Source organism: Mucilaginibacter lappiensis, from assembly GCF_900155965.1.
In the GTDB taxonomy this organism is placed as follows: Bacteria; Bacteroidota; Bacteroidia; order Sphingobacteriales; family Sphingobacteriaceae; genus Mucilaginibacter; species Mucilaginibacter lappiensis.
The window spans coordinates 17,818-41,975 of record NZ_FTMG01000010.1; the positions used below are offsets into that span (position 1 = coordinate 17,818).

At 39.0% G+C, this 24,158-nt stretch carries 23 protein-coding genes and 1 pseudogene; 12 read left to right on the forward strand and 12 right to left on the reverse strand.

The genetic code is table 11. The annotated features are described in order from the left end of the window. Nucleotides 1-355: 355 nt before the first annotated feature. From BW976_RS18050 to tgt, 3 genes are all read right to left on the reverse strand, one after another. Nucleotides 356-1,264 carry a DMT family transporter gene (locus BW976_RS18050; protein WP_076375009.1) on the reverse strand — a complete coding sequence of 303 codons (909 nt, stop codon included), beginning with the start codon at nt 1,262-1,264 and terminating at the stop codon, nt 356-358. Beyond that, a complete protein-coding gene (locus BW976_RS18055; RefSeq protein ID WP_175614131.1) occupies nt 1,261-2,364 on the reverse strand; it encodes an LptF/LptG family permease in 1,104 nt (367 codons plus the stop codon). The genes BW976_RS18050 and BW976_RS18055 overlap by 4 nt, the downstream gene beginning before the upstream one ends. Before the next feature lie 84 nt (nt 2,365-2,448). Then, nucleotides 2,449-3,579 carry a tRNA guanosine(34) transglycosylase Tgt gene (gene tgt / locus BW976_RS18060; protein ID WP_076375011.1) on the reverse strand — a complete coding sequence of 377 codons (1,131 nt, stop codon included), beginning with the start codon at nt 3,577-3,579 and terminating at the stop codon, nt 2,449-2,451. 284 nt (nt 3,580-3,863) lie between these two features. Here tgt and BW976_RS18065 point away from each other — a divergent pair, with 284 nt between their 5' ends. From BW976_RS18065 to rsmG, 3 genes are read left to right on the forward strand one after another with little or no spacing between them, the layout of a single operon-like run. Next, nucleotides 3,864-4,982, forward strand: coding sequence for a glycosyltransferase (locus BW976_RS18065; protein WP_076375013.1), 1,119 nt, complete (start codon nt 3,864-3,866; stop codon nt 4,980-4,982). Then, nucleotides 4,973-5,578, forward strand: a complete 606-nt coding sequence (locus tag BW976_RS18070; RefSeq protein WP_076375015.1) for an RNA polymerase sigma factor — start codon at nt 4,973-4,975, stop codon at nt 5,576-5,578. The genes BW976_RS18065 and BW976_RS18070 overlap by 10 nt, the downstream gene beginning before the upstream one ends. Then, complete coding sequence (rsmG, locus tag BW976_RS18075; protein WP_076375017.1) at nt 5,568-6,194, forward strand: 16S rRNA (guanine(527)-N(7))-methyltransferase RsmG; 627 nt, start codon at nt 5,568-5,570, stop codon at nt 6,192-6,194. The genes BW976_RS18070 and rsmG overlap by 11 nt, the downstream gene beginning before the upstream one ends. 138 nt (nt 6,195-6,332) lie before the next feature. Here the strand turns inward: rsmG and BW976_RS18080 are convergent, their stop codons facing one another. Both BW976_RS18080 and BW976_RS18085 read right to left on the reverse strand, forming a co-directional pair. Beyond that, the gene (locus BW976_RS18080) at nt 6,333-7,652 is read right to left on the reverse strand and encodes a M56 family metallopeptidase (RefSeq protein ID WP_076375019.1); all 1,320 of its coding nucleotides are present in this window, start codon (nt 7,650-7,652) and stop codon (nt 6,333-6,335) included. Further along, complete coding sequence (locus BW976_RS18085; RefSeq protein WP_076375021.1) at nt 7,649-8,026, reverse strand: BlaI/MecI/CopY family transcriptional regulator; 378 nt, start codon at nt 8,024-8,026, stop codon at nt 7,649-7,651. Before BW976_RS18085 ends, BW976_RS18080 begins: the two co-directional genes overlap by 4 nt. A 181-nt stretch (nt 8,027-8,207) precedes the next feature. Between BW976_RS18085 and dprA the strand changes: the two genes are divergently transcribed. Further along, on the forward strand, nt 8,208-9,305 hold the full coding sequence (gene dprA, locus BW976_RS18090) for a DNA-processing protein DprA (RefSeq protein WP_076375023.1): 1,098 nt from the start codon (nt 8,208-8,210) through the stop codon (nt 9,303-9,305). Between the two features lie 312 nt (nt 9,306-9,617). On the opposite strand, the gene BW976_RS18095 is transcribed toward dprA, so the two are convergent. From BW976_RS18095 to sppA, 4 genes are all read right to left on the reverse strand, one after another. Continuing rightward, entirely contained in the window at nt 9,618-10,094 is a 477-nt protein-coding gene (locus tag BW976_RS18095; RefSeq protein ID WP_076375025.1) for a SixA phosphatase family protein, read from the reverse strand. An 84-nt stretch (nt 10,095-10,178) separates the two neighbouring features. Continuing rightward, a complete protein-coding gene (locus tag BW976_RS18100) occupies nt 10,179-11,144 on the reverse strand; it encodes a glycosyltransferase family 9 protein (RefSeq protein ID WP_076375027.1) in 966 nt (321 codons plus the stop codon). Between the two features lie 63 nt (nt 11,145-11,207). Next, nucleotides 11,208-12,890 carry a DNA polymerase/3'-5' exonuclease PolX gene (locus BW976_RS18105; protein WP_076375029.1) on the reverse strand — a complete coding sequence of 561 codons (1,683 nt, stop codon included), beginning with the start codon at nt 12,888-12,890 and terminating at the stop codon, nt 11,208-11,210. Between the two features lie 454 nt (nt 12,891-13,344). After that, nucleotides 13,345-15,114 (reverse strand): signal peptide peptidase SppA, encoded by a 1,770-nt coding sequence (gene sppA, locus BW976_RS18110; protein WP_076375031.1) that lies wholly within the window; start codon nt 15,112-15,114, stop codon nt 13,345-13,347. A gap of 87 nt (nt 15,115-15,201) precedes the next feature. Here sppA and folK point away from each other — a divergent pair, with 87 nt between their 5' ends. The 6 genes and pseudogenes from folK (at nt 15,202) to BW976_RS30065 (ending at nt 17,949) form a co-directional block, all read left to right on the forward strand. Continuing rightward, nucleotides 15,202-15,681, forward strand: a complete 480-nt coding sequence (gene folK, locus BW976_RS18115; protein WP_076375033.1) for a 2-amino-4-hydroxy-6-hydroxymethyldihydropteridine diphosphokinase — start codon at nt 15,202-15,204, stop codon at nt 15,679-15,681. A 79-nt stretch (nt 15,682-15,760) separates the two neighbouring features. Beyond that, a complete protein-coding gene (locus tag BW976_RS18120; protein WP_175614132.1) occupies nt 15,761-16,135 on the forward strand; it encodes an Hpt domain-containing protein in 375 nt (124 codons plus the stop codon). Between the two features lie 615 nt (nt 16,136-16,750). Further along, entirely contained in the window at nt 16,751-16,945 is a 195-nt protein-coding gene (locus tag BW976_RS30135) for a bacteriocin-like protein (RefSeq protein ID WP_455429724.1), read from the forward strand. Nucleotides 16,946-17,272: 327 nt separating this feature from the next. Further along, nucleotides 17,273-17,401 (forward strand): annotated as a pseudogene (locus BW976_RS30060) (transposase); the annotation flags it as partial. Nucleotides 17,402-17,410: 9 nt separating this feature from the next. Then, nucleotides 17,411-17,572, forward strand: coding sequence for a hypothetical protein (locus tag BW976_RS29820; RefSeq protein WP_245834730.1), 162 nt, complete (start codon nt 17,411-17,413; stop codon nt 17,570-17,572). 230 nt (nt 17,573-17,802) lie between these two features. Continuing rightward, entirely contained in the window at nt 17,803-17,949 is a 147-nt protein-coding gene (locus BW976_RS30065) for a transposase (protein ID WP_175614133.1), read from the forward strand. Between the two features lie 93 nt (nt 17,950-18,042). On the opposite strand, the gene purS is transcribed toward BW976_RS30065, so the two are convergent. The 3 genes from purS to rho all read right to left on the reverse strand — a co-directional run bounded on the left by purS (nt 18,043) and on the right by rho (nt 20,819). After that, the gene (gene purS / locus BW976_RS18135; protein ID WP_076375039.1) at nt 18,043-18,300 is read right to left on the reverse strand and encodes a phosphoribosylformylglycinamidine synthase subunit PurS; all 258 of its coding nucleotides are present in this window, start codon (nt 18,298-18,300) and stop codon (nt 18,043-18,045) included. Then, entirely contained in the window at nt 18,281-19,003 is a 723-nt protein-coding gene (gene pssA, locus BW976_RS18140; RefSeq protein ID WP_076375041.1) for a CDP-diacylglycerol--serine O-phosphatidyltransferase, read from the reverse strand. Before pssA ends, purS begins: the two co-directional genes overlap by 20 nt. Before the next feature lie 181 nt (nt 19,004-19,184). Beyond that, entirely contained in the window at nt 19,185-20,819 is a 1,635-nt protein-coding gene (gene rho, locus BW976_RS18145; protein ID WP_076375043.1) for a transcription termination factor Rho, read from the reverse strand. 342 nt (nt 20,820-21,161) lie between these two features. Here rho and pyrF point away from each other — a divergent pair, with 342 nt between their 5' ends. Continuing rightward, nucleotides 21,162-21,992, forward strand: a complete 831-nt coding sequence (gene pyrF, locus BW976_RS18150) for an orotidine-5'-phosphate decarboxylase (protein ID WP_076375361.1) — start codon at nt 21,162-21,164, stop codon at nt 21,990-21,992. A 173-nt stretch (nt 21,993-22,165) separates the two neighbouring features. Continuing rightward, entirely contained in the window at nt 22,166-24,136 is a 1,971-nt protein-coding gene (locus tag BW976_RS18155; RefSeq protein WP_076375045.1) for an alpha/beta hydrolase family protein, read from the forward strand. Nucleotides 24,137-24,158: the final 22 nt, after the last annotated feature.

Here is a 24,158-nt window from a genome sequence, read left to right on the forward strand (position 1 = left end):
AAATTTTAAATTGAAAAATTTAAGAATGAAAAAGTGAGCAAAAATTTGGCTTAGTTATGATTTTTGTATAAATTTTATTTTTGTTATTTGTTACACTAACTAAAAAATGATTTTTGCCCCTGTTGGGAGCGGAGATATTTAAATGGTGCCAGGCTTGTCGAAAAATAATAATGCCTCACAGGGCTTAAAAATGGCTTCTAAAATCAAGGGCTTTCTATCCCCTACTGGGATATGCTTGCACTAAAAATAGAGACTAATGGGGGTGAGTTTTATTTCCATGAAGAAGGTAGTTCAGGAAGAGTAGCCAGATATTTAAAAAGAAAATATCGTAGTTGAGACCTGATGAAAAGAAGAATTAAGCTCGTGACTTTCGTTTAGCAATTTGCTTTTGAGCTACCGGATATAGGAATATCGTAGACAAAATAATGACCGCTCCCACCCAGAAACCTATCGTCATTTTATTCATATCACCAAAGAAAATGAAAGACATCAGGATGCCATAGACAGGTTCGAGGTTGGTGATGAGGGCCACCTTGAAAGCCGAAAGTTCGCGCATTACAGATACTCCGGCAACATAGGCAAGTGATGTGCAAATGGTGCCAAGCAGTAAAAGATAACCAATGTCGCTGGGTTTTAAAATGAGCGATCTGTTAAAGCCATTGGTCAATAAAAGGTATATCGATATCCAAAAAAATGCCCCTGCTAGCTCATAGAAAGCAATGATAGGGGCCTCGTTTTCCTTTATGAGTTTTGAATTGATGATCGAAAAAAGACTAGCACAAACGGCGCTCACAAGTCCGGTAATGATGCCCTTAGTGTAATGTGATTCGAATTTAAATATTAAAATAATGCCGGTTATGATCAACAATCCAGCCATGATCTCCAGTTTTGAGATCTTCGTTTTATTCAATAGGGGTTCAAATATCGCCGTAAATAAAGTGATACTGGAGAGGCAAACCAGCGTTACAGGAACCGTAGATAGCTTGATAGAAGCAAAGAAAAGCACCCAATGACCGCCTACTAAGGCACCTGTAAACGCCATTTTTAGGAACGTTTTTCTGTCAACTTTTATACTTGTTCTGTTAAAATTGAAGTATAAAAACAGAGATATAACGGCAATAAGTACCCTGTACCATACCAATTGCACTGCGGAAATGGTAATAAGATTACCCAAAATGCCGGTAAATCCCCAGATAAAAACCGTGAAATGGAGTATGATCAGGTTCTTGTTAAGGCTTTCTTTGACACTTTTTGTAACCACTATTTTGGTGCTTTTAAGAGTAAATAATAGCCAAGCAGACCAAATGTAGTGTTAGGAATAAGGACGGTGAAAATAGGCGGCACGCCACCTTTTATAGAAAATACAATGGAAAATTTCTCCACGATAATGTAAGTAAAGCATAGTAAAATACCGATTCCAAGAGGTAAGCCTACGCCTCCACGTACTTTTCTGGATGATAAGGCTACACCCACAATAGTTAAAACATAGGCAGATAAAGGATATATAAAACGATGGTATTTCTCGTAATAAAGGTTGTTTAAAACCTCCGGACGGCGCAGTTTTTCCTTGTCTATATTCTTGTTTAGATCTTTTAAGGACATAGCGGCATATACATTATCATACACCACAAAATCGCTTGGGTGCATATCGAGTGTGGTATCTTTGGGTATGGTGCTGTTAATATATTGCTCTTTTAAACCGTTTATATATTTAACAGTGTAGTTTTTTAATGACCAAACCCTTTTAACCGAGTCATAAGTGACCTGTTGAGCAATCAATTTTTCGCGGAGGGTATCGTCATTGAACTTTTCCATAATAAACTGGTAACCAGTATGTACGGTGGGGTCATAGTTTTGGAGGTACACAAAGGTGTGTTTATCTATCTGCATATGTACCTCAATTTTGGTTGGGTCATTATCGGTTATACCATTGGCATTCTCAAAGTCGTTTTTTAAGTGATTAGTGAACGGAATGAGGTATACATTAGCAAAAAATGATACGATAAATATGATAGTTGAGGCAATAAAATAGGGTCTTAAAAAGCGGTTAAAGCTAGCCTTGCTACTCAGAATAGGTACAATTTCTGTTTGATTGGCCATCTTGGCCGTAAAAAAAATTACCGCCAAAAAATTAATCAAGGGCGACAACATATTCAGGTAAAAGGGGACAAATCCGGCATAATACTGAAATACGATATCATGAAGTGACGCGTGTTTATTGGTGAAATTATCTAACTTCTCAGATACATCAAACACTACCGATACCGCGGCAAAAATGCCCATGGTAAACACAAAAGTGCCCAGGTATTTGCCCATAATAAACCTGTCAATAACCTTCAGATACCGGTGAATAAAAGCCTTCATCCTTTAGTTTAGTTGTTTATGATCATTCAGGTTGATACCATAAAAGGTATGTTTATTATCCTTCATATTTGAATTGTACTTCAGTTATAATCGTTGGCCAAGTTGCTTAACCATGATGTTTTTCCAGTTATAAAATTCCCCGGATATGATCTTTTTACGTGCCTCCTTAACCAGCCAAAGATAGAAATGGAGGTTATGTAAGGTAGCAATTTGGGCTCCAAGCATCTCACCCGAATGTATCAAATGACGTAAATATGCTTTTGTGTAATTCTTATCAGCAAATAAATCACTATCATCTTCAATAACAGAAAAATCATTTTTCCACTTTTCATTTTTGATATTGATGATGCCATTTTTAGTGAAAAGCATACCGTTTCGGGCGTTACGGGTTGGCATAACGCAATCAAACATATCAATTCCTAAAGCTATATTTTCCAATATATTAATAGGTGTACCCACACCCATTAAGTAACGTGGTTTTTGCTCCGGTAATATATTGCAGACAATTTCGGTCATGGCGTACATTTCTTCGGCAGGTTCCCCAACGGAAAGGCCACCTATAGCATTGCCTTCACGCTCGAAAGAAGCGATAACTTCTGCCGATTTTACACGCAGATCTTTATAAACAGAACCTTGTACTATAGGGAAAAGCGTTTGGCTGTAACCATACTTAGCTTCGGTGCTGTCAAAACGATCACAACAACGTTTTAGCCAGCGATGGGTCATGTCGATAGAGCGCCTGGCGTAATGATAATCGCATGGATATGGGGTACATTCGTCAAACGCCATGATGATATCGGCACCTATAATGCGTTGGATATCCATTACATTTTCTGGCGTGAACAGATGTTTTGAGCCATCAATATGCGAACGGAAAGTAACACCTTCCTCTTTAATTTTGCGCACTTCGGTCAGGGAATACACCTGATAACCGCCGCTATCCGTTAAAATAGGGCCATCCCAGCCGTTAAATTTATGCAATCCTCCGGCTTGTTCAAGCGTATTAAGGCCTGGTCTGAGGTATAAATGATAGGTATTTCCTAAAATAATTTGCGCTTCTATATCATTTTTAAGCTCGTGCTGATGTACTGCTTTCACAGTGCCGGCAGTGCCAACGGGCATAAATATAGGCGTTTGTATAGTGCCGTGATCGGTGGTAATTTCACCTGCGCGGGCTTTTGAAAGCGGGTCTTGTGCTGTTAAATTAAATTTCATTTTGAGGTTGCAAAATTAGCAAATAAAGCCGGTTTGCTTAAATGGTTGACAATGAAATATTCAACAGTGTAAAACAATATGTCCGTAGCTTAAATCCCTGTATCTTTTGGTATTCACTTTTGCCAATAATATAAAGGAGACAGACCTTTTTTCTTCTTTATGGTTGATTGATTTTGGAAGTGTGGAAAAAAATAGGTCAGTGTGTGTAATAATCACGAAATAAACCCATGATGACCACTTTTATTCCGGCGATTTTTAACAAATTTGCCTGATATTATAACTGATTGGAAACTTATATACATAACGCGCTCTTCATTCTTTTTCAGCTGTGTTTTATCGTTCAGCTGTATTACCTGATAAGTAACCATAGCCGCCTTGCACGGTATAAACCAGCGGAGCAATTACCAGAGGTATTGATACCTGTTTCGGTAATTATAAGCGCGCGCAATGAAACCAAAAATCTACAGGAAAACCTACCTTTTATACTGCAGCAAAATTATCCTGATTTTGAGGTGGTGGTGATTAATGATTGTTCCTATGATTCATCAAGCGATGTTCTGGATGATATGCAACGGGAATACCCACACTTAAAAGTGGTTACCATAACCGAACATGATCGGTTTAAAACCGGGAAAAAATTTGCCCTTACCCTGGGAATAAAGGCCGCGAAAAATGAATATATGCTATTTACAGATGCCGATTGCAGACCTGCTTCGGTTAACTGGATAACGCGCATGGCAGTTAATTTTAGTACTAAAGCTCAAATTATTTTGGGTTATTCGCCTTATTATAAGACCCGTAACTTCTTAAATCCGTTTGTACGTTTTGAGACTATAAAAACAGCCACAAATTATTTGTCCAGTGCACTTAACGGTGATCCGTATATGGGTATTGGTCGTAATTTGGGATACACCAAAACTTTATTTTTTAGTCAAAAAGGCTTTGCTTCGCACATGCATGTGATATCTGGCGACGACGATCTATTCGTAAACCAGCATGCCACGGCTGATAATACCATTATTGAGATACACCCCGAAACGTTTACTTATACCAGTGCAAAAACAACTTTATCCTCCTGGTACAGGCAAAAAAAACGGCACATGGGGGTTGGTAAATTGTATAAAAATAAACACAGGCGAATACTCAGCTTTGACGCTATGAGTGGTTTTCTGTTTTATATTTTGCTCATAATAGCTTTCGTTTTTAAATATGAACCCTGGCTGGCACTAGGTTTGTTTGCTTTCAGGCTGATATTGCAGCTTGTTATATACAGTAAGATATTTAAAAAACTCGACGGTAAAGATCTGATATGGTATTTGCCATTCTTTGATATTATATATTATATGTATTTAAATGTTTTTGGGCTTATCGGGACATTTTTAAAAACAACCCAATGGAAATAAACGCCAATTTTACCGATAATGCGAAGAATGACTTTCACCTGGTAGTAAGGGCGCGCGAAGGCGATCAAAAGGCCTACGCCGATCTGATGCACAGGTATAAAGATTCTATTTATTTTATGGTTTTAAAAATGGTTAACAACAAGGAGGATGCGATGGATCTTACTGTTGAAACCTTTGCTAAAGCTTTCGAAAAATTGGACAAATACCAGCCAGATTATGCTTTTAGTACCTGGTTATTTAGGGTAGCTACCAATAATTGTATCGATTTTATCCGTAAAAAGAAGCTGAATACCCAGTCTATTCACGGGATGACCGATGATGATGGGGACGAAAAACCGTTGCAAATAAAGGCTGATGTTTTGAATCCCGAAGAAACATCGATCAAAAAACAACAAACGCAAGAGCTTAAATTATTGATCGAAAGCTTGCCTCATCGTTATAGAAACCTGATCACACTGCGCTATTTTGATGAGTTATCATACGAAGAAATAGCCCAGCAGCTTGATTTGCCATTGGGTACAGTTAAGGCACAATTGTTTAGAGCCAGGTATTTACTGGGTAATATCATTAATCGTTTTAACAGGGATGACATCTGATATCGTATTTAAATATTTTCCGGATCTGACTGCAAAACAGCGTTCTCAAATTGAACAACTGCCTGAGTTGTATAACCTATGGAATAGCCAGATCAATGTGATATCACGTAAAGATATCGATCTTTTGTACGAACGTCACGTACTACACTCACTCGGAATAGCTAAAGTCATGTCCTTTTTACCGGGTGAAAGTGTGCTGGATGTGGGTACAGGCGGAGGTTTTCCGGGTATTCCATTAGCTATTTTATTTCCCGAAACCCAGTTTCATTTGGTTGATTCTATCGGTAAAAAGATAAAAGTGGTACAGGAAGTAGCTAAAGCATTAGGCTTAACCAATGTAAAAGCATCGCACCTGCGTGCCGAGCAACTGGATGAAAAGTTTGATTTTGTGGTATCGCGGGCGGTTACTCAACTCAAAGATTTTTATCCATGGGTGCGTGGTAAATTCAATAAGGATTCAGAAAATACTTTACCCAATGGGATCTTATATCTCAAAGGCGGCGATCTGGAGCAGGAAATAAAAGAGTCTGGCCTGAAAGTGCAGCAATATCACCTTAAAGACTATTTCTCAGAGGATTTTTTTGAGACCAAACAGGTGATTTACGTAAAAGGGTAGATGTGCAGATTCTGTTAATTCTTAAATTCTGAGAATTCGGGTTCAGATAAAAAATGCTCAGATATGCAAAAACTTACGAAGTTTTTAAAACTCCGTAAGTTAAATATAGTACAGCCTCTTGATACGCGGTATGTTGCTTTACTGAACCGGGGTAGGTTTAGAGGGTGTCGATTTTTCACTGACGCCAATAGAAAAAGTTGACGCGGGTTTTTGAGCTGGTACAGTGGGCGTTGATGGTTTTTCTGATACTGGTGGCGGTGTAGATTCGATTGCTTTAGGTGCTGCTTTTGCATCTGTAGGTGGCTCTGGCGGCGGCGGGGGTATTTTTTTAGATGTTTTTACATCTGGCTTAATTATTGGTGGAGGGAATCTCACAACCTTTACCTTGGGGCGTACTTTTCCAGCCGGCTTAACAATAGGCGGCGGAAATTTTACAGTTTTTACTTTAGATGGCACAGGTGGTGGCGGAGGAGGACGTTTTGTTACCTTTGGCGGCATTAATTTCACATCGGTTACGTGAGGTTTTTTTGCATGCGGGGCAGGTGGAGGTGGTGGCGGAACCTTCAATAGTTTTGCCTTAATAATGGTGTCTGGGTGTTGTGGTACAAGATCAACCAGTGCATAAGTTTTGCTGAAACCCAGCGTGGAGGCACAAAGAGCCGCGGCACAAATAGGTACAGCTACAAGGTATTTTAGCCTGGCTAAATTCCCCGAGCGTTTTCGATTTAACATAATTATCCTCTTTTTTAATAAATTATAATTGAAAAATGAAGGTGCAATTGATGAGCCGCCAAGCCCGTACGCATTGTTTACCAAAAACGAAGAATAGGTGAGGATGTCGTTTTCAAAAGCGGCGGTTTGCTCATCGGCTAGGTATTCATGCACCGTTTTAAGGCTGTTTTGCAGCAAGTAAACAAAGGGATTAAACCAATTAATGATCTTGATAAACTCTAGAAATAGCACATCTAATGTATGTTTTTGGCGAATGTGTACCATTTCATGTCGGATAATGGTATTGATCCCCTCTGTTTTTGACCCGATAAATAGGTAACTGAAGAAGGAAAATGCAGTATTGGAGTTTTCAAGCAGTACAATTTTGTATCCTTTGTCGGCTATTTTGTTGGCGGTTTGAGTGATTTTTATCAGTTTAAACAACTTAAATAACAATAGGCCAAACAGTATCATGCTCCCTAACAGATAAGCATAAAAAAGTATATCCTGTATACCAATATCTTGGGTTGCAGTGGATGTAATATATTCTACGCTTATGGTGTCAGGCACGGTTGGTTTTAATATTCCTACTTGTACCAGTGGCAACAGAAAAGATATAAAGCAACTCAGTAAAAGATAAACTCTGTTTAGTGTATAATGGGTCTCCCTATTTAGAAACAGGCAATACCCGGCATAAAAAACGGCAAGATAGATGTTTGCTTCGAGCAGATAATGTAGCCAGTTCATGATTTTTTGGTTTTAAGCTGATCAATTAAGGAGGTTAATTCATCTAATTCTTTCACGCCCAGCTTTTTTTCGTCAACAATAAATGAAACCAGGCTTTGGTAAGAGTTGCTGAAATAATTCTTCATCATCTTATCAAATGTGAACTTTTTGTATTGGTCTTCTGTGATGAGGGGATAATATACATGTGAGTTACCATATGCCTTATGATCAATGAAACCCTTGCCCTCCAATACCCTCACTACGGTTGATACCGTATTATAAGCCGGTTTTGGATCGGGCATTTGTTCAATAATATCCTTCACAATAGCCTCTTTAAGTTGCCAAAGTATTTGCATTACTTGCTCTTCGGCTTTGGTTAATTCTTTTAAGTTCATAGTAAACTATTTTTATAGTTGGGTTAAATAAAGGTATAAACTATTTATATAGTTTGCAAACTATTTTTGTAGTTTTTTATTTGTGCTAATATTTTTAGGAATTTTTATATTTTAGATGAGAATCAATCGAGCGGATTATTATTGATAATCTGTACATCTAAGATCTTGAATACTTATTAATATGTCATTACTACATAGGGTAGCTTTATCGTTTGTTAAAAATTTAGGGCCGGTATCGGCTAAATCATTAATCGCTTATTTAGGTAGTGAGGAAGAAGTATTCAGATCGTCCTCTGCAAAAATGATTAGGATACCCGGTATAGGCGATAAAAAAGTAGCCCAATGGGATTTTGATGATGCCCTGAAAAAAGCCGAAAAGGAGTTATTATATATTGAAAAATATGATATAGAACCCATATTTTACACCGATAGCAGGTATCCGAAACGGCTAAAGAATTGTGGCGACTCGCCTATATTATTGTATGCAAGGGGTAATATGGACCTAAACCCGCAGCATGTGATCAGCATTGTTGGTACCCGCAACGCTACCGATTATGGCCGGCTGTTATGTAAACAGCTTATTGAAGAACTTCAACAGTATAATATTTTAATAGTAAGCGGTTTAGCTTTGGGTATTGACGTTGCCGCCCACAAAGAATGCCTGAAACACAATATGCCCACAGTTGGTGTATTAGGACACGGGCTCGATAGATTATATCCCAGTCAAAATAGGGCTACAGCCGATAAAATGCTGGAAAACGGTGGTCTGCTGAGCGAATATCCATCGGGAACGATACCCGATCGGGAGAATTTTCCTCAGCGTAATCGTATCGTAGCCGGCATTGCCGATGCCACTGTGGTAGTAGAAGCCGGCATAAAAGGAGGAGCGCTTATAACTGCCGAAATTGCTAACTCCTATAACCGGGATGTATTTGCTTTCCCTGGCCGTTTGGATGATAAATATTCTGAAGGATGTAACTTCCTGATACGTAACAATAAAGCGGCTTTATTAACTTGTGTGGCCGATTTGGCCTTTAGTTTGGGTTGGGAAAAAGCAGATAAAGCAAAACCAGCAGAACAGTTTGTTTTACCTATTGATCTCTCTAAAGATGAACGTCTGATATTTGATATTTTACAACAGCATCAATCTCCTTTAGCTATTGATGATTTGACTATAAAAGCTAATATGCCGATGAGTATGCTGGCAATGAATCTACTCAATATGGAAATGCAGGGTTATATTCAATCATTACCCGGGAAAACCTATAAAGTGAGCTAGTGCTCTGTCATTTATGAATTGACGTTTAGCCAATAATATTTATACCAAAAACATGGTTTACACTTTTTTGGAGAAACAAAATACAAGTAGTTGATTGTCAATTATTTAAATACATGGTAACCATAAAAAGTGTAAACCATGTAAACCCACCTTTTTGTTAATTGGGTTAGCCCGACTCATGACTACACGTTAATTTGTGATTGACATACCACCAGATTGTACGTTGTACTTTTAAGTTAGATATTTGATTAATAGTTGGTTGATGGAATTGGATATTATAACGTACAACTTAAAACCTATAACGTATTACATCTACCCCTTTGGTGAATCATAAAATGACAAATGTCCATCTTCATTACTGATGGAACGCCAGTCGTCATTATCAAAACTAATTAATGCCATGGCACAGGTGGGAACATCACGCAGCTGACCTGTCAGGTAATGTAGAAGTTGACTTATACCTGGATTATGACCAACCAGGCCAATATATCCATATTCATTGGGTAGGCTATTGACCACGTTTACAAGGGCACTTTCACTTGCTTCATATATTTTTATATTGGTTTGTGATGGTGGCAATTGCAAGTGTTCTGTAAATATCTGCGCTGTGGTTAAAGTGCGTAACGCTGGGCTTGTTACTACTATTTCAGGAACAATGGATCGATCTTTTAAAACCTCTGCCATCATTAACGCATCCTGCATCCCGGATTGTTTTAAAGGGCGATCAAAATCAGCATAACCGCTTTCATGAGTTGCCTTGGCATGGCGAATTAAAATTAGTTTCTTCATAGATTAGTAGTGTGTGTTTAGGATGTCAATCGATTACAATATAAGTGTAACAGCTTTAACTTTTATTAAGTTTTTAAGAATAATTTACTTGTTTGTGAACTGAACAATGCCATCTTCGGGCATATCATTCATACACTTAAAGTGGCCCAGCGGGCATTTCTCCAGGCCGAATTTGGAGCATGGACGGCAGGATAATTCAATGCCGGCAACCAGTACATCTTTAACCATATAGGGTTGTACTCCCAAAAGATCGGGTACAGTGCCTCCCCAAACAGATACGATGGGCCTGTTAAATGCTTCTGCAATGTGCGTAAGTCCCGTATCAAAACCAATGATGCTTTTAGCTTCAGATACCAGAAAAACTGATTCATCAAGTGAGGTAATGCCGCAGGCATTATAAACTTTTGTACCGATTTCGCCGGCTATGATGTCACCATTAGCTTTTACATCATTACCCCCCAATAATACCACAGGGTTATTTAGTTGCCGGCAAATACTGATGATCTTATCATTAGGCATACGTTTGGTAAAGTGTGTAGCGCCGATTACAAAAGCCACATATCCAGCCCGGTGCGCCGCCGGCAACAAGTTGTTTAATTGATGGTTGGCCTTGATATAATAATCAATAGGCTGTCCATCATTAACCACACCTAAAAATTTGACCGCCTTAAGGTAACGATCGACCAAATGGGTAGGGGGGATGAGTTTTAACTTAAATTTAAGGCTGAGCCATTTTTTTACAGGCTGTTTTTTATAAGTTGATGACCGGATACCTGTGCGTAATTTGATAATGGCAGTGCGCAGATTATTATGCAGATCTATAATATAATCGTATCGTTCGGCTTTTATTTCATCAATAGTTGCTGATAATGCAGGCTTTAATAACAGTAGTTTATCTACATAAGGATTACTATCATAAATATACTGAAAAGCCGGTTTAGTTAAAAAATGGATTTCGGCGCCGGGTATTTGCTTTTTAAGACAGCGCACAACCGGTGTGGTATAAATAATATCCCCCATAGAACTAAAGCGGATCACCAGTATCTTCATTTAATTTTGAATTAGTGAATTAATGAGTGGTGAGTTTTGACTTCTCCTTCACCTGTCCTTGTTCTATTTAGCCGATGCTCTCTTTTTTTCGAACACTTTGGTGATCTCCGGCAATGATAAGGCGTTAAGGCACATTTCTTTATATAAACCACCTTTGCGTGCGGCTAATACACCGAAGCGCATGTCTAAGAAACCTTCTACACGGTGAGCATCGGGGTTAATAGATAACCAAACACCCTTTTCCAAAGCATATTGATGCCAGCGCCAGTCGAGGTCGAGCCTTAGTGGATTGGCGTTAATTTCAATCACCACGTTATTAGCTGCACAGGCATCTATTACTTTTTTATAGTTGATCGGATAGCCGCCGCGACTTAATAATAACCGTCCGGTTGGGTGGCCCAATATAGTTGTATATGGATTTTCAATAGCCGTTATCAACCTTGAAGTGGCTTTTTCCTCATCCATTTTAAGTATGGAGTGTACAGATGCTACTATAAAATCAAATTTTTGAAGTATTTCGTCCGGATAGTCAAGTGAGCCATCATACAAAATATCCGACTCGATACCTTTAAAAATATGGAAGCCGTCGAGCTTTTTATTCAAATGCTCAATCTCTTCCTGCTGCTGTAAAACACGTTCAATACTTAGTCCTTTAGCATAAAATGCACTTTTGCTATGGTCGCACATGCCCAGGTATTCCAGTTTTAAGTTATCGCGACAGTAAAGCGCCATTTCTTCCACGGTGTTTACCCCATCGCTCCAGGTACTGTGATTGTGCAGACTACCTTTCAGATCGTGCGTAATGATCAGCGTAGGTAGTTCATTTTTTTCGGCCTTTTCAATAAAGGTAGTACCCTCGCGTAGTTCGGGTTGCATCCAGGCTAAGCCGGCTTTGGTATAAATAATTTCTTCAGATTCAGGCTGTTCCAGTGGTACGTTAATGCGCTCTAATACAGCCTGAACATGATCATCCGTGCCCGTATTGATAAACAACTCATTAAAGTAATCGGCTTTATCCACACAAATAATATCCACCAGTAAACCATTTTGCAGTTCGCCCGATATATGGTTCTCATTCAAGGAAACATTGTTCAGAATTTTTGAATCTGATAATGCACTATAAGCCACTTCCTGGTTTAGGCTACCAATAACAATCACAATCTCAGTAATGATCTCATTTAACCGCCGAAATTCACCAGCAAAATGTTTCAGCGCATCTGGAAATATAGCCTTTACTTCGTCCATCAGCTCATTTGCCTCATTTTCTACCTGGGCAAACAGGAATTTGCCGTTGCTGGCCATCCTAAATTCGATGGCTTTACGTATCTCTTCCTGGGTTTTAAGACCAAAGCCTTTAGCCTCTATCAGGCGGTTTTCATTACAGGCATAATAGAGTTCGCCTGTATTTTCAATACCCAGGTCTTTCCAGATAATGGCTACTTTTTTGGCGCCTATACCCTTAATGCCCATCATTTCAACCACACCTGCAGGCGTATTATCCAGCAATTCCTGCATTTCGGCAATAGTACCGGTTTCAAACAGTTCAATAATCTTTGATGCAATGCTTTTGCCTATACCATCTACTTTTTCCAGTTGTTCCAGCGTTTTACCAGCAATAGGGAAGGGCAGCTTATCAACTTTAAAGGCCGCATTGGCTATCGACTTTATTTTAAAGGGGTTAACCTCATGTAGTTCTATGAGTTGTGATAGTAAACGAAGCGTGCGGGCTATGGGTTTATTTTCCATAATAATATTGAGGCGTAAAAGTACAAAAAGCCATTTGTTTTTTGGGGCTCATTGGTTCATTAGTTCTGTGGTTCATTAGGTTGTTTTTTTAACGAAAAAACTTTTTAAACCTTAAATTTTAACACTTTTTTAGTTAAAAACAGATCAAAAAGGAGTACTAATTAGCTACTTTAACAAAACTTTAACGGCATTTTAACACTTTTTAACAAATTTTTGATGGATTTTGAAAGCTTTAAAAAGTATTAAAATGTTGATTTTAAGGCAACTATATGTAAATTAGTCTATTTTGAGCTTGTTTTTTCCTTTAACTAAACAGCCCGGTTTCCTCAAAAAAGAAAACCGGGCTCCTGTATATACAAAAATATGCAATATTAAGGAGGATACCTACCGATGCCTATAAATAAAAAAAGCTGCCCATACAAGCAGCTTTAATCAAAATATAAACTGGAAAACTTTATTTAATTTCTATGCTATAAGGCATACGTGCCTGTGGGGTACGCATAATTTGGGTAACGCCTTTAATTTGTTCATAAACTTTGTAATTATTACCCAGTTCTGATTGTAATATCCGGGTGCGAGCCTCTGCAGTTACATCACCGCTTAGTTGGTTAAAGAAGCTTTTTTGCTCGGGGTAGGCTACCAGGTTGTAGTTTTTTATGTTGGCTTTTTTAGCAGCAGAAGCTATGGCATCGTTAATATTACCCAGGCGGTCAACCAGGCCAATTTTTATAGCTTGCTCGCCTGTCCATACCCGGCCCTGACCTATGCTGTTAATATACGCCTGGGTTTTGTGACGACCTTCGGCAACTGCTTTGGTAAAATCGTCATAACCGTGATTTACGTTGTTTTGAAGGATTAATTTTTCCTCGGGGGTTAATGGGCGACTAATATCGCCCAGATCGGCATATTTACCAGTTTTTACACCATCAAAGGTAACGCCCAGTTTATCATTAAAAAGCTTTTGCATATTAGGCAAAATGGCGAAAATACCTATCGAACCTGTAATAGTATTGGGTTGGGCGATGATAGAATCGGCTGCGCATGAAATATAATAGCCGCCAGATGCCGCTAAATCACCCATTGAAACGATAATGGGTTTTACTTTTTTGGTTAGCATAACCTCGCGCCAGATTACATCCGAAGCCAGGGAACTTCCACCAGGAGAGTTTACGCGAAGCACCACTGCTTTTACTTTATTATCAAGCCTCACTTTGCGCAGGGCCTTTGATATTCTTTCTGATCCAATGGTATTGTCATCTCCCTCGCCACCAGAAATTTCGCCCGAGGCATAAACAACAGCTATACGATTTTTTGATGATGACTCATCTTTAGTATCACTATCAGCATTGCTTTTGGTATAATCGGCCAGTTCAACACTGTTCAGGTCGTTTTTCTTTATAGTACCTGTGCGTGCTTTCAGGTCATCCAATATTTCATCCTTGTATTTTAAACCGTCAATCAGCTTTAATTTAACGGCATCCTCTGGTAATTGTACGCGGCCGTTGTTGGCATAATTAAATAAAGAATCTTTATTGATGCCCCGGCTTTTGCTAATACCGGTTAAAAAATGATCATATAACGATCCCAGGTAGGAAGTAACTTGTAAGCGGTTGGCATCGCTCATTTTAGTAAGAAACAAGGGTTCAACAGCGCTTTTGAAAGTACCCACTTTAATAATCTGCACTTCGATACCTAGTTTATCAAGCGCTCCCTTTAAAAAAGTAACCTGCGAATTAAAGCCTTTAAGTTCAAAAATGCCTTTGGGGTTCATATAAACCTTATCGGCAACTGAGGCCAGATAATAAAATCCCTGGGTATATATTTCTGAATAAGCTACAATGAATTTGCCTGATTTTTTGAAGTCGATTAAGGCATTGCGGATCTCTTCGGTAGTAGCCTGACCGGATACCATGTAGCTTTCATCCAGAAAAACACCTTTGATGTTTGAGTCAGTTTTAGCTTTTTTAATATTGGCCAGGATATCATTTAAACCAGTTGATTTATCTTTATCCAATCCTAAAAAACTTAAGCCGGCCAAAGGGTTATTAGGTGTACGCTCGGTTATGGGGTTTGTAAAAGCTATATGCAGTACTGAATTGGGCTCAACTTCAATAGTTTTATCGCCACTGGCCGAAATTATCCCTATCACAACTAAAACCAAAACAACGGTGATTAAAACTACACCAATAATGGTGGCCAGAACGAATTTGAAGAATTGTTTCATTAATGTTATAAATCTTTTTATCTATGCAAACTTAGTAATTCAATACCGGATAATGTTAAGAGCCGTTTCTATAATATTTGTTACAACATGAATAACATTTTTTTACTTTTAGGCAGTAACCTTGGCGATAGGAAATTGTTTCTGAAACAGGCAATTGACCATATTGAAGCGGATATTGCCCCTGTTGTACAACTATCATCGGTATTTGAAACACAATCATGGGGTAAAACCGATGCCCCCGATTATCTGAACCAGGTAATACAGCTGCATACGATGTTACCGGCAAGTATATTATTGGAGAAAATACTTGCCATAGAAATTTTACTGGGACGCGAACGTAAAGAAAAGTGGGGCTCGCGCACTATTGACATTGATATTTTGTTTTACGGCGATGAGGTTATTCATAAACCCGATCTGCAGGTTCCTCATCCCGAACTCCATAAACGAAGGTTTACATTAGAGCCTTTGGCCGAAATAGCTGCTGCTTTTATTCATCCGGTATTGCATAAGAATATTTTGCAGCTTAAAAATGAATTGATAGACAACTTGGTTGTAAAAAAAGTATAAATTTATGTTTTAGTGGATGGTTGCTTAAATGGTTGTAACTAACCTATTCAATCACTCACTGAATCAACTATTAATAAATATGGCAGATATTTCACCAGATCAGGATCTTGATCTTTCTTTTTTGTACGAAATTGCCGACGGCAGCACGGAGTTTGTTGTGGAGTCGATAGCTATGTTTCTGCAGCAAACCCCAGAATTGTTTGATGATATTGATAGGGCCCTTGCTGATAAAGACTGGGCTGCAGCCGGACAAGCCGCGCATAAACTAAAGCCAAATCTGGGATTTTTTGGTATGCCCATAAGCCAGGAAATTATACAAGAGGTGGAAATAGCCTGCAAGGAAGGAGCCCTTAACGCTGAAATTACCAGGAAATTTAACCAGGTAAAAACATTGGTAAATGCCAACCTGATTACCCTCCAACAAATAAAAGCCGAGAAGGAAGGGGAACTATAAGCAAAGCGCTTAAGGCAGCCCCCCCCCCCAAAAAAAAAATTTATAAAAAATTAAGGCAATCAATTAGAAACTGTTTAAAAATGAAATTCTAAGAATGTTATAGAATGTTTTTTCTAGTGAATTATGGTGATCGCAGTGAATTTTATTCCAAAAACCGGATTGAAACCGTGTTTAAACTACCTGTAAACGACCTATAACATTTTCAAATCAGTATTTTTAAACAGCTTCTCGATAAATAAAAATTATTGTTTTTTTTCGTTTTGATTATTTTATATAATTTTATATACCATAAGGCAGTAGTTGTTTTTATCCAGACATAATTTAGTCAACCCTATATTCTTAAATCAATTAAACAATCTTCTGCTTCAGCCGAAGGATTTGGTTTCGGCTGAAGCAGACTAAAGATGGAAGGGCACATGATGCAAAGCACAGGCAACTCTAAAGTCTTTTAAAAAACATTTCTACGGGATATTAAACTAAAGTCTTCCCTTGAAGACGAAGGATTCCTCTCCAGATATGTATATTTAAGCTATTGTCTATTAACAAAAGTGAGTCATATTAAGCCAAATGCCGGGGCGTGATACTGGCAATATTTTACTTATTCAAACATTAATTATGAACCTTTTTAAAAAACTTAGCAGAGAGGAAATGAAAAAAGTTAAAGGTGGAACATCTACTGATAAGTGTACAGCCGATTGCATCAGGGATGTTCCGGCTTGCAAAATTTCGGGCCCAAATTTGCCTCTGAAAGACGGAATTTGCACTGAGTATGCTTGCCTACTCGGCGGAACTGGTTGGAAATGTATGTAAGACTATGCATTTGTTGATGTTTTACCAACGAGTATCGGAGAGTTGGATTTTAATATTACGTATATAATACAGATTTTAACGATTCGCCGTTTGTTGGTAAAAACATTAGCAAATTTTTTTCTATTGTCTTAAAAGCTGTTTAAAAATCAAATTCTAAGAAACTGTTTAAAAATGGAATGTTAAGAAGTTTATAAAAAGCACCGCAAAAAATCTGCTGAAAACTATTGGTTTGAAATTGCAAGACAAATCAATGAAAACAGAGAGATTCAGCAATGTCCAATAATAGAAAAATATTTAACAGTGCCAAACTGAAACAGAAAACATTCCCTTCGCGAGATATGGGATGCTATCTTTTATTTATTAAGAACGGGATGTCAGTGGCGGCTGTTGCCCAGCTATTATCTTAAATGGGAGTTGGTTTATTACTATTTTTCTAGCTGGCGGGATACAGAGTTGTTTGATGATATGAATACAATGCTACGGGAAAGGGCACGGAAGTTGGTTGGGAAAAACGAACAGTACTCGGTGGTAATAATTGATAGTCAATCTGTTAAAACGGCATGCAGGGGCGGTTTCAGGGGCGTGGATGGCCATAAACGGATCAATGTGGAGGTAAACGTCATTTAGTGGTAGATGATACATTGGGTAACATCGTAAGTAATATAGTACACCCGGCAAATATCCATGACAGTAAAGTAGCTGATCTAACTTTATAGAATCTGAAAAAGAGTATACATGGTGTAAAAGTTATTTATGCCGATTGCGGATACCGGGGACAATTAATAGACACAGTAAAACAAAAACATGACTATGAATTGAAAATATCGCCCAAAATCAAGGATCTGACATAAGGGATAGTGAGCCCCAAAAGGTGGGGCATTGAAAGAACTTTATCCTGGCTGGAAAACTTCAGGAGGCTAAGCAAGGATTTTGAATTCCTGATGGAAATTTCGCAAGCCATGATTTACTTAGCTTCCATAAAATTATTACTGAATAAAATTTAAACAGTTTTTAGATTACCTTAATTTTTTATAAGTTTTAAGAATAAATTGATTTGGCATTTTTCGCTTTAAGCTTTCGGTCTTATGTCTTTAGCTTTAAGCTATTTGTTTTACAGTAAAAGTATAGCTTTCCATAATGAGGTTAGCTAATAGGTTTTTGCAGGCCTGATCTACTTTGGCGTGTGCGGTTTCGGCGCTTTCGGCTTCAACTTCGAGGGTAATGTGTTTACCGATACGTACGTTTTGTATTTCGGCTAAACCAAGATTTTTCATGCTTCCGGTTACTGCTTTTCCTTGAGGATCAAGTATTTCTTTTTTGGGCATTACGTCTATTTCAGCCTGGAACTTTGTCATTTGTGAATTTTAATTGAATTAAAGATAAAGTGATGTATATAAATATCACCACAGGAACTGCCACAAATTTAAAAAATAGAATCAGTATTGCCGAAAACAAGAGCAGTAAATAGCGGAAAATGTTTTTATTAAAATCGCGGTTTTTAAATTTAAGTGACATCAGCGGTATTTCTGATACCAGTAATACACACATCACCACTACCAGAACAGTAAGCACATAGGGATTTAAGATGTATGTATCTAAGCCCTCATATTGCTGCATAATTAAGGGTAATGATGCGATAAGAATAGCATTGGCGGGTGTAGGTAAGCCGATAAAACTATCAGACTGGCGGGTATCATTATTAAACTTGGCCAGTCTTAAAGCTGAAAATACCGGGATAAGGAAGGCCACAAAATTTAAGAAATGACCGATATTGTCAATCTGATGTGATTTTAAAAACAGCTCATAAATGATAACGGAGGGCAACACGCCGAAACTAACCATATCGGCAAGGGAATCCAGATCCTTACCTATAAAAGAGTAAGAATTGAGCACTCTGGAAGCTAATCCGTCGAAAAAGTCAAATATGGATGAAAGAAAGATGGCGTAGGCAGCTATGATCAAGTTGTCCTGAAAAGCAAATACTATTCCTATACAGCCGCTAAACAGGTTGGCACAGGTAATGGCATTGGGGAGATGTTTCTTAACGCGCTTCTTCATTATCAGGCCATGAAGTTATCAGGATTTTATTAAGTATTTATGAAGTTACAGATAAAAATTTTATTTGAAAAGAATCAAGAGGCGAGAATCAAGAGTCAGGATAAACTAAATGCTTGTCTCTTGCTTCTTATCGCTTGCTTCTAAAATCTCATCTATCTATAACTTCATAAATACTAAAATATTACGAATTCATTGAAATCAAAAATTCTTCGTTAGTTTTTGTACCTCTTATCTGGGCCTGTAAAAACTCCATTGATTCCTGCGAATTCATATCGGCAAGGTGGTTACGCAGTATCCAGATGCGTTGTAGGGTTTCGCGGTCAAGTAGCAAGTCATCACGACGGGTACTTGAAGCGGTAATATCAATAGCAGGGAATATACGTTTGTTGGAAAGTTTACGATCCAGTTGTAACTCCATGTTACCTGTACCTTTAAACTCTTCAAAAATAACCTCATCCATTTTAGATCCGGTTTCAGTAAGGGCCGTAGCAATAATGGTTAATGAACCGCCATCCTCAATGTTACGGGCGGCACCAAAAAAGCGTTTGGGTTTGTGCAACGCGTTAGCATCAACACCACCCGATAATATTTTACCAGATGCCGGAGCAACAGTGTTATATGCACGGGCTAAACGGGTGATAGAATCCAGCAGGATCACTACATCATGGCCGCACTCTACCATACGTTTTGCTTTTTCTAAAACAATATTGGCAATTTTTACGTGACGCTCTGCAGGCTCATCAAAAGTTGATGATACTACTTCGGCACGTACGCTGCGGGCCATATCGGTCACCTCTTCCGGGCGCTCATCAATCAGTAATATGATCAGGTAAACTTCGGGGTGATTTTTAGCTATGGCATTAGCCACGTCTTTTAACAACATGGTTTTACCTGTTTTTGGCTGGGCTACAATTAAACCACGCTGACCTTTACCAATTGGCGAAAAAAGGTCCATGATACGGGTTGAGTAGTTACCGGCATCTGTAAACAGGCTCAGTTTTTCTGACGGGAAAAGCGGCGTTAAGTGATCAAAAGGTACACGATCACGCACTTCGGCCGGGATACGGCCATTAATGGCTTCCACGCGTACCAACGGGAAATATTTTTCGCCCTCTTTTGGCGGACGGATGCTGCCGCGAACGGTATCACCTGTTTTAAGGCCAAATAATTTTATTTGTGATTGCGATACATAAATATCATCGGGCGAAGTAAGGTAATTATAATCTGATGAGCGTAAAAAGCCATAACCATCAGGCATAATTTCCAATACACCCTCATTTACAATTACATTGTCAAAATCAAGGTTAATAGCTGGCTCCTGGTTTTTTTGTGGGGTTTGGTTGCCATTACCATTGGCGCGCCTGTCAAATTTTTGCGGGCGACCTTCGGTTGCGGGTTCTTCACTCCTTACGGTGGCCGTTTCACCTTGTTGAACTGAAGGGGCTTCAGCCTCGTCGGTAACTGCTACTGCAGGTATTTCGTTTTCGGTTTCTTCAGCTGGTTCTTCATCCTGTATATCAAACAGGTTGGTATCATCTAAAGGTACTTCAACACGTGGTTGTGTTTTGGGTTTTAATACACGGGTTCTTTTGCGTGCTTTGTCTCCTGCTTCGGCCACCGGGGCGTTGGTAGGAGTATAGTTTGACTCAACAATGTTTTGTTGGGCGCGGGCAGCCTCAATAAGCTGTTGTTGTTCAATGATGCGGGATATTAGCTGTGGCTTTCTGAGTTCGTCGGCCTCGGCAATACCTAAATTTTTTGCAATTTCGCGCAACTCAGAAACGAGTTTGTCGTTCAATTCTATTTTATCAGACATGATATGAATTATAGTTCAATGGGATTTTTAATGTTGTAATTTGTTTTCTTGACGGTAATAAAGCCCCATGTGAATTTTGGTGGTTAAACATGAAGAATTATTAAAAGAAATTGATCTTGAAACTTTGTATAAGTAAACATCCAAATCCAGGTAAATATTATTGTAATAAATAACGTGGGGTTTTAAATTGTTTCTTTAGTGCAAGAAAAATTCAAAGGAAAACGCTGCAATTGTAATCAAATAATTTATAATTTCAAATTAATTAAATAAATATCTGATAATTGACCACATATAAGCTAATTTTTTAGTTTTTTTGACATTCAAAATATTTAAGCATTAATGATTTCACGCGCCAGACTAATTGAACAGATCAAACAGAAAAAATCATTTTTATGTGTTGGTTTGGATACTGATATTAATAAGATCCCCGAATTTTTAAAAGATTACCCCGATCCAATATTGGAATTTAATAAAAGGATTATTGATGCTACCAAAGATCTTTGCGTATCCTACAAACCCAACGCCGCATTTTATGAGGCCTATGGGATAAAAGGTTTACAAAGCTTGATTGATACCTGGAAATATTTACCTACTGATACCTTAAATATAATAGATGCCAAAAGAGGCGATATCGGTAATACTTCTGATAAGTACGCACAGGCCTTTTTTGACGAAAAGGCTTCGGGTATGAGCTTTGACGCCATTACCATCACACCTTATATGGGTAACGACAGCGTGACTCCATACCTGGCTTATGAGGGTAAATGGATCATTTTATTAGCCTTGACTTCTTCGGTAGGCAGTAAGGATTTTCAATACCTGCAAACAGGTGATGGTTATTTATATGAAACGGTGATACAAAAGGCCAATACCTGGGCTGGTGCCGATAGGATCATGTACGTGGTGGGCGCCACCAAAAGCACGGAATTTACCAACATACGTAAATATGCCCCTGATAACTTTTTACTGGTTCCCGGTGTTGGGGCGCAGGGTGGTAGTCTGGAGGAAGTGTGCCGGTATGGCATCACCAAAGAATGCGGCCTTATTGTGAATGCGTCGCGTTCTATTATCTACGCCAGTAATGGAGAAGACTTTGCCGATGCCGCCCGGGCCGAAGCACAACGCATGCAGCAACAAATGCAGGTGGAACTGGAAAAAGCCGGAGTAATATAATTCAGATCAAATTTCTTGTCAAATAAATAAACGCGTTATTGTGAAGTGTCAACAATAGCGCGTTTTTATTTTATATTCTGCTTTTTTAACGTCATTTTTAAGGAACGTACGGCTGCTTCGGTAAAGTAATACCGCATAATTACTAAATTACCATCCATTATGCTTTATACCTTATGAAAAGAACCTTATTGTCTGTTATAGCCCTTTCTACTGCCTGTTGGGTATCGGCACAGGAAAAGAAACCCCTGAAACCGGTTGATTTTTACCGTATACCTGCTGTGAGCGATCCGCAGCTTGCTCCGGATGGTAAGTGGTTGGCTTATAGCGTATCAACCGTTGATACGGCAAAAGACAAGCGCGTATCACACCTATGGATGCAAAGCTGGGATGGTAAAGAATCCATAGAGCTTACGCATGGCGATGAAGCAGCTTCGACGCCCAGGTGGAGCCCCGATGGTAAATACCTGGCATTCCTTTCTTCACGCGATTCCAAAAATGGTTCACAGCTTTGGCTGATCGATCGCAGGGGAGGTGAGGGTTTTAAGCTGACTGATGTAAAAGGTAGTCTGAGTGAATATGCATGGTCGCCGGATAGTAAAAAAATAGCACTGGTAATAGGCGACCCTGAAAATAAAGGTAAGGAAGAACCTAAAACGCCCAAGCCCATTGTGATTGACCGTTACCACTTTAAGCAAGATGTAGAAGGATATTTACAGCAGTTGCATGATCATTTATACCTGTTTGATGTAAATACTAAAAAGTTGGATACGCTTACCAAAGGTGATAAAGATGAAAACGAGCCTGTATGGTCGCCGGATAGCAGGACTATCGCTTTTGTAAGCAATCGCACCGTTGATCCGGATAAGAACCAAAATAAAGATATTTTTACTATCGATGCCCATCCCAATTCTACCATGCTGCAGTTGACCGACTGGAAAGGGCGCGATAGTAACCCACAATGGAGCCCCGATGGTCGTTATATCTCTTATCTGCGCAGTACAAGCGATGCTGATTATATGATGTATGATCAGAATGTGTTATGTATCATGGATGCGGTTGGCTCCAATAACCGGGTACTAACGGCACAGCTCGACAGGCCGGTTTCTGCACCAACCTGGGCCCGGGACAATAAAAATATCTCATTTTTAGTAACAGACGACAGGCAACGTTATCTGGCCAGTGTTAATATTAACAATGGCAAAATATCAACCATAAGCAAAGGCGTGTTCGGTATTACCGATATCAATACCAACTTATCCGGTAATTGGGTGGTATCCAAAAGCGATCCATATACACCTGCGGAGATATTTGCTTTGGAAGGCGAAAAGCTTCGCCGCTTAACCTTTCATCATCAGAATTGGTTAAATACGGTAAAGCTGGCCCATGTGTCAGGTTTTCAATCGCGCAGTGCTGATGGTACGCAGGTATCAGGGATATTATTTACGCCAGATAGCGTTCCGGGTAAAAAATGGCCGCTCATATTATTTATACACGGTGGTCCGGTAGGGCAGGATGAATATACTTTTGATGCTACCCGGCAAATGCTTGCCGCAGCCGGCTATGCCGTAGCCGGTGTAAACTACCGCGGCAGTAATGGCCGCGGGCTTGATTATTGTAAAGCCATCTACGCCGATTGGGGCAATAAGGAAGTGAAAGATTTATTAGGCGCTGTTGATCATCTGGAAAGAATGGGAGTTGCCGACCCTGATCATTTAGGTATTGGCGGATGGAGTTATGGAGGTATCCTGACTGATTATACCATTGCATCAGATACACGTTTTAAAGCAGCAGCCAGCGGGGCGGGCAGTGCCTTACAGTTATCAGTTTATGGCAGCGACCAGTATGTATTACAGTACGAAAATGAAATTGGATTGCCCTGGAAAACTGCCGATAAATGGGTACAGTTATCTTATCCGTTCTTCCATGCCGATAAAATAAAAACACCGGTGATGTTTATGTCGGGCTTGCGCGATTTTAACGTGCCTACTGTGGGAAGCGAGCAAATGTACCAGGCGTTGCGATCACAAGGAGTGCCAACTGAATTAATATTATATCCTAACCAATTTCACGGCCTTACTAAGCCAAGTTACCTGGTAGACAGGCTGCAGCGCTATGTAGATTGGTATAATAAATATTTAAAATAAAATAGGCCCGATTTGGATGAAA

Excerpts from the sequence above, each read along its gene's own strand:
- BW976_RS18055 (WP_175614131.1), bottom strand. The coding sequence starts at position 2,364 with ATGAAGGCTTTTATTCACCGGTATCTGAAGGTTATTGACAGGTTTATT.
- tgt (WP_076375011.1), bottom strand. The coding sequence starts at position 3,579 with ATGAAATTTAATTTAACAGCACAAGACCCGCTTTCAAAAGCCCGCGCA.
- BW976_RS18070 (WP_076375015.1), top strand. The coding sequence starts at position 4,973 with ATGGAAATAAACGCCAATTTTACCGATAATGCGAAGAATGACTTTCAC.
- rsmG (WP_076375017.1), top strand. The coding sequence starts at position 5,568 with ATGACATCTGATATCGTATTTAAATATTTTCCGGATCTGACTGCAAAA.
- BW976_RS18080 (WP_076375019.1), bottom strand. The coding sequence starts at position 7,652 with ATGAACTGGCTACATTATCTGCTCGAAGCAAACATCTATCTTGCCGTT.
- BW976_RS18085 (WP_076375021.1), bottom strand. The coding sequence starts at position 8,026 with ATGAACTTAAAAGAATTAACCAAAGCCGAAGAGCAAGTAATGCAAATA.
- dprA (WP_076375023.1), top strand. The coding sequence starts at position 8,208 with ATGTCATTACTACATAGGGTAGCTTTATCGTTTGTTAAAAATTTAGGG.
- BW976_RS18095 (WP_076375025.1), bottom strand. The coding sequence starts at position 10,094 with ATGAAGAAACTAATTTTAATTCGCCATGCCAAGGCAACTCATGAAAGC.
- BW976_RS18100 (WP_076375027.1), bottom strand. The coding sequence starts at position 11,144 with ATGAAGATACTGGTGATCCGCTTTAGTTCTATGGGGGATATTATTTAT.
- BW976_RS18105 (WP_076375029.1), bottom strand. The coding sequence starts at position 12,890 with ATGGAAAATAAACCCATAGCCCGCACGCTTCGTTTACTATCACAACTC.
- sppA (WP_076375031.1), bottom strand. The coding sequence starts at position 15,114 with ATGAAACAATTCTTCAAATTCGTTCTGGCCACCATTATTGGTGTAGTT.
- folK (WP_076375033.1), top strand. The coding sequence starts at position 15,202 with ATGAATAACATTTTTTTACTTTTAGGCAGTAACCTTGGCGATAGGAAA.
- BW976_RS18120 (WP_175614132.1), top strand. The coding sequence starts at position 15,761 with ATGGCAGATATTTCACCAGATCAGGATCTTGATCTTTCTTTTTTGTAC.
- BW976_RS30135 (WP_455429724.1), top strand. The coding sequence starts at position 16,751 with ATGAACCTTTTTAAAAAACTTAGCAGAGAGGAAATGAAAAAAGTTAAA.
- BW976_RS29820 (WP_245834730.1), top strand. The coding sequence starts at position 17,411 with ATGAATACAATGCTACGGGAAAGGGCACGGAAGTTGGTTGGGAAAAAC.
- purS (WP_076375039.1), bottom strand. The coding sequence starts at position 18,300 with ATGACAAAGTTCCAGGCTGAAATAGACGTAATGCCCAAAAAAGAAATA.
- pssA (WP_076375041.1), bottom strand. The coding sequence starts at position 19,003 with ATGAAGAAGCGCGTTAAGAAACATCTCCCCAATGCCATTACCTGTGCC.
- rho (WP_076375043.1), bottom strand. The coding sequence starts at position 20,819 with ATGTCTGATAAAATAGAATTGAACGACAAACTCGTTTCTGAGTTGCGC.
- BW976_RS18155 (WP_076375045.1), top strand. The coding sequence starts at position 22,166 with ATGAAAAGAACCTTATTGTCTGTTATAGCCCTTTCTACTGCCTGTTGG.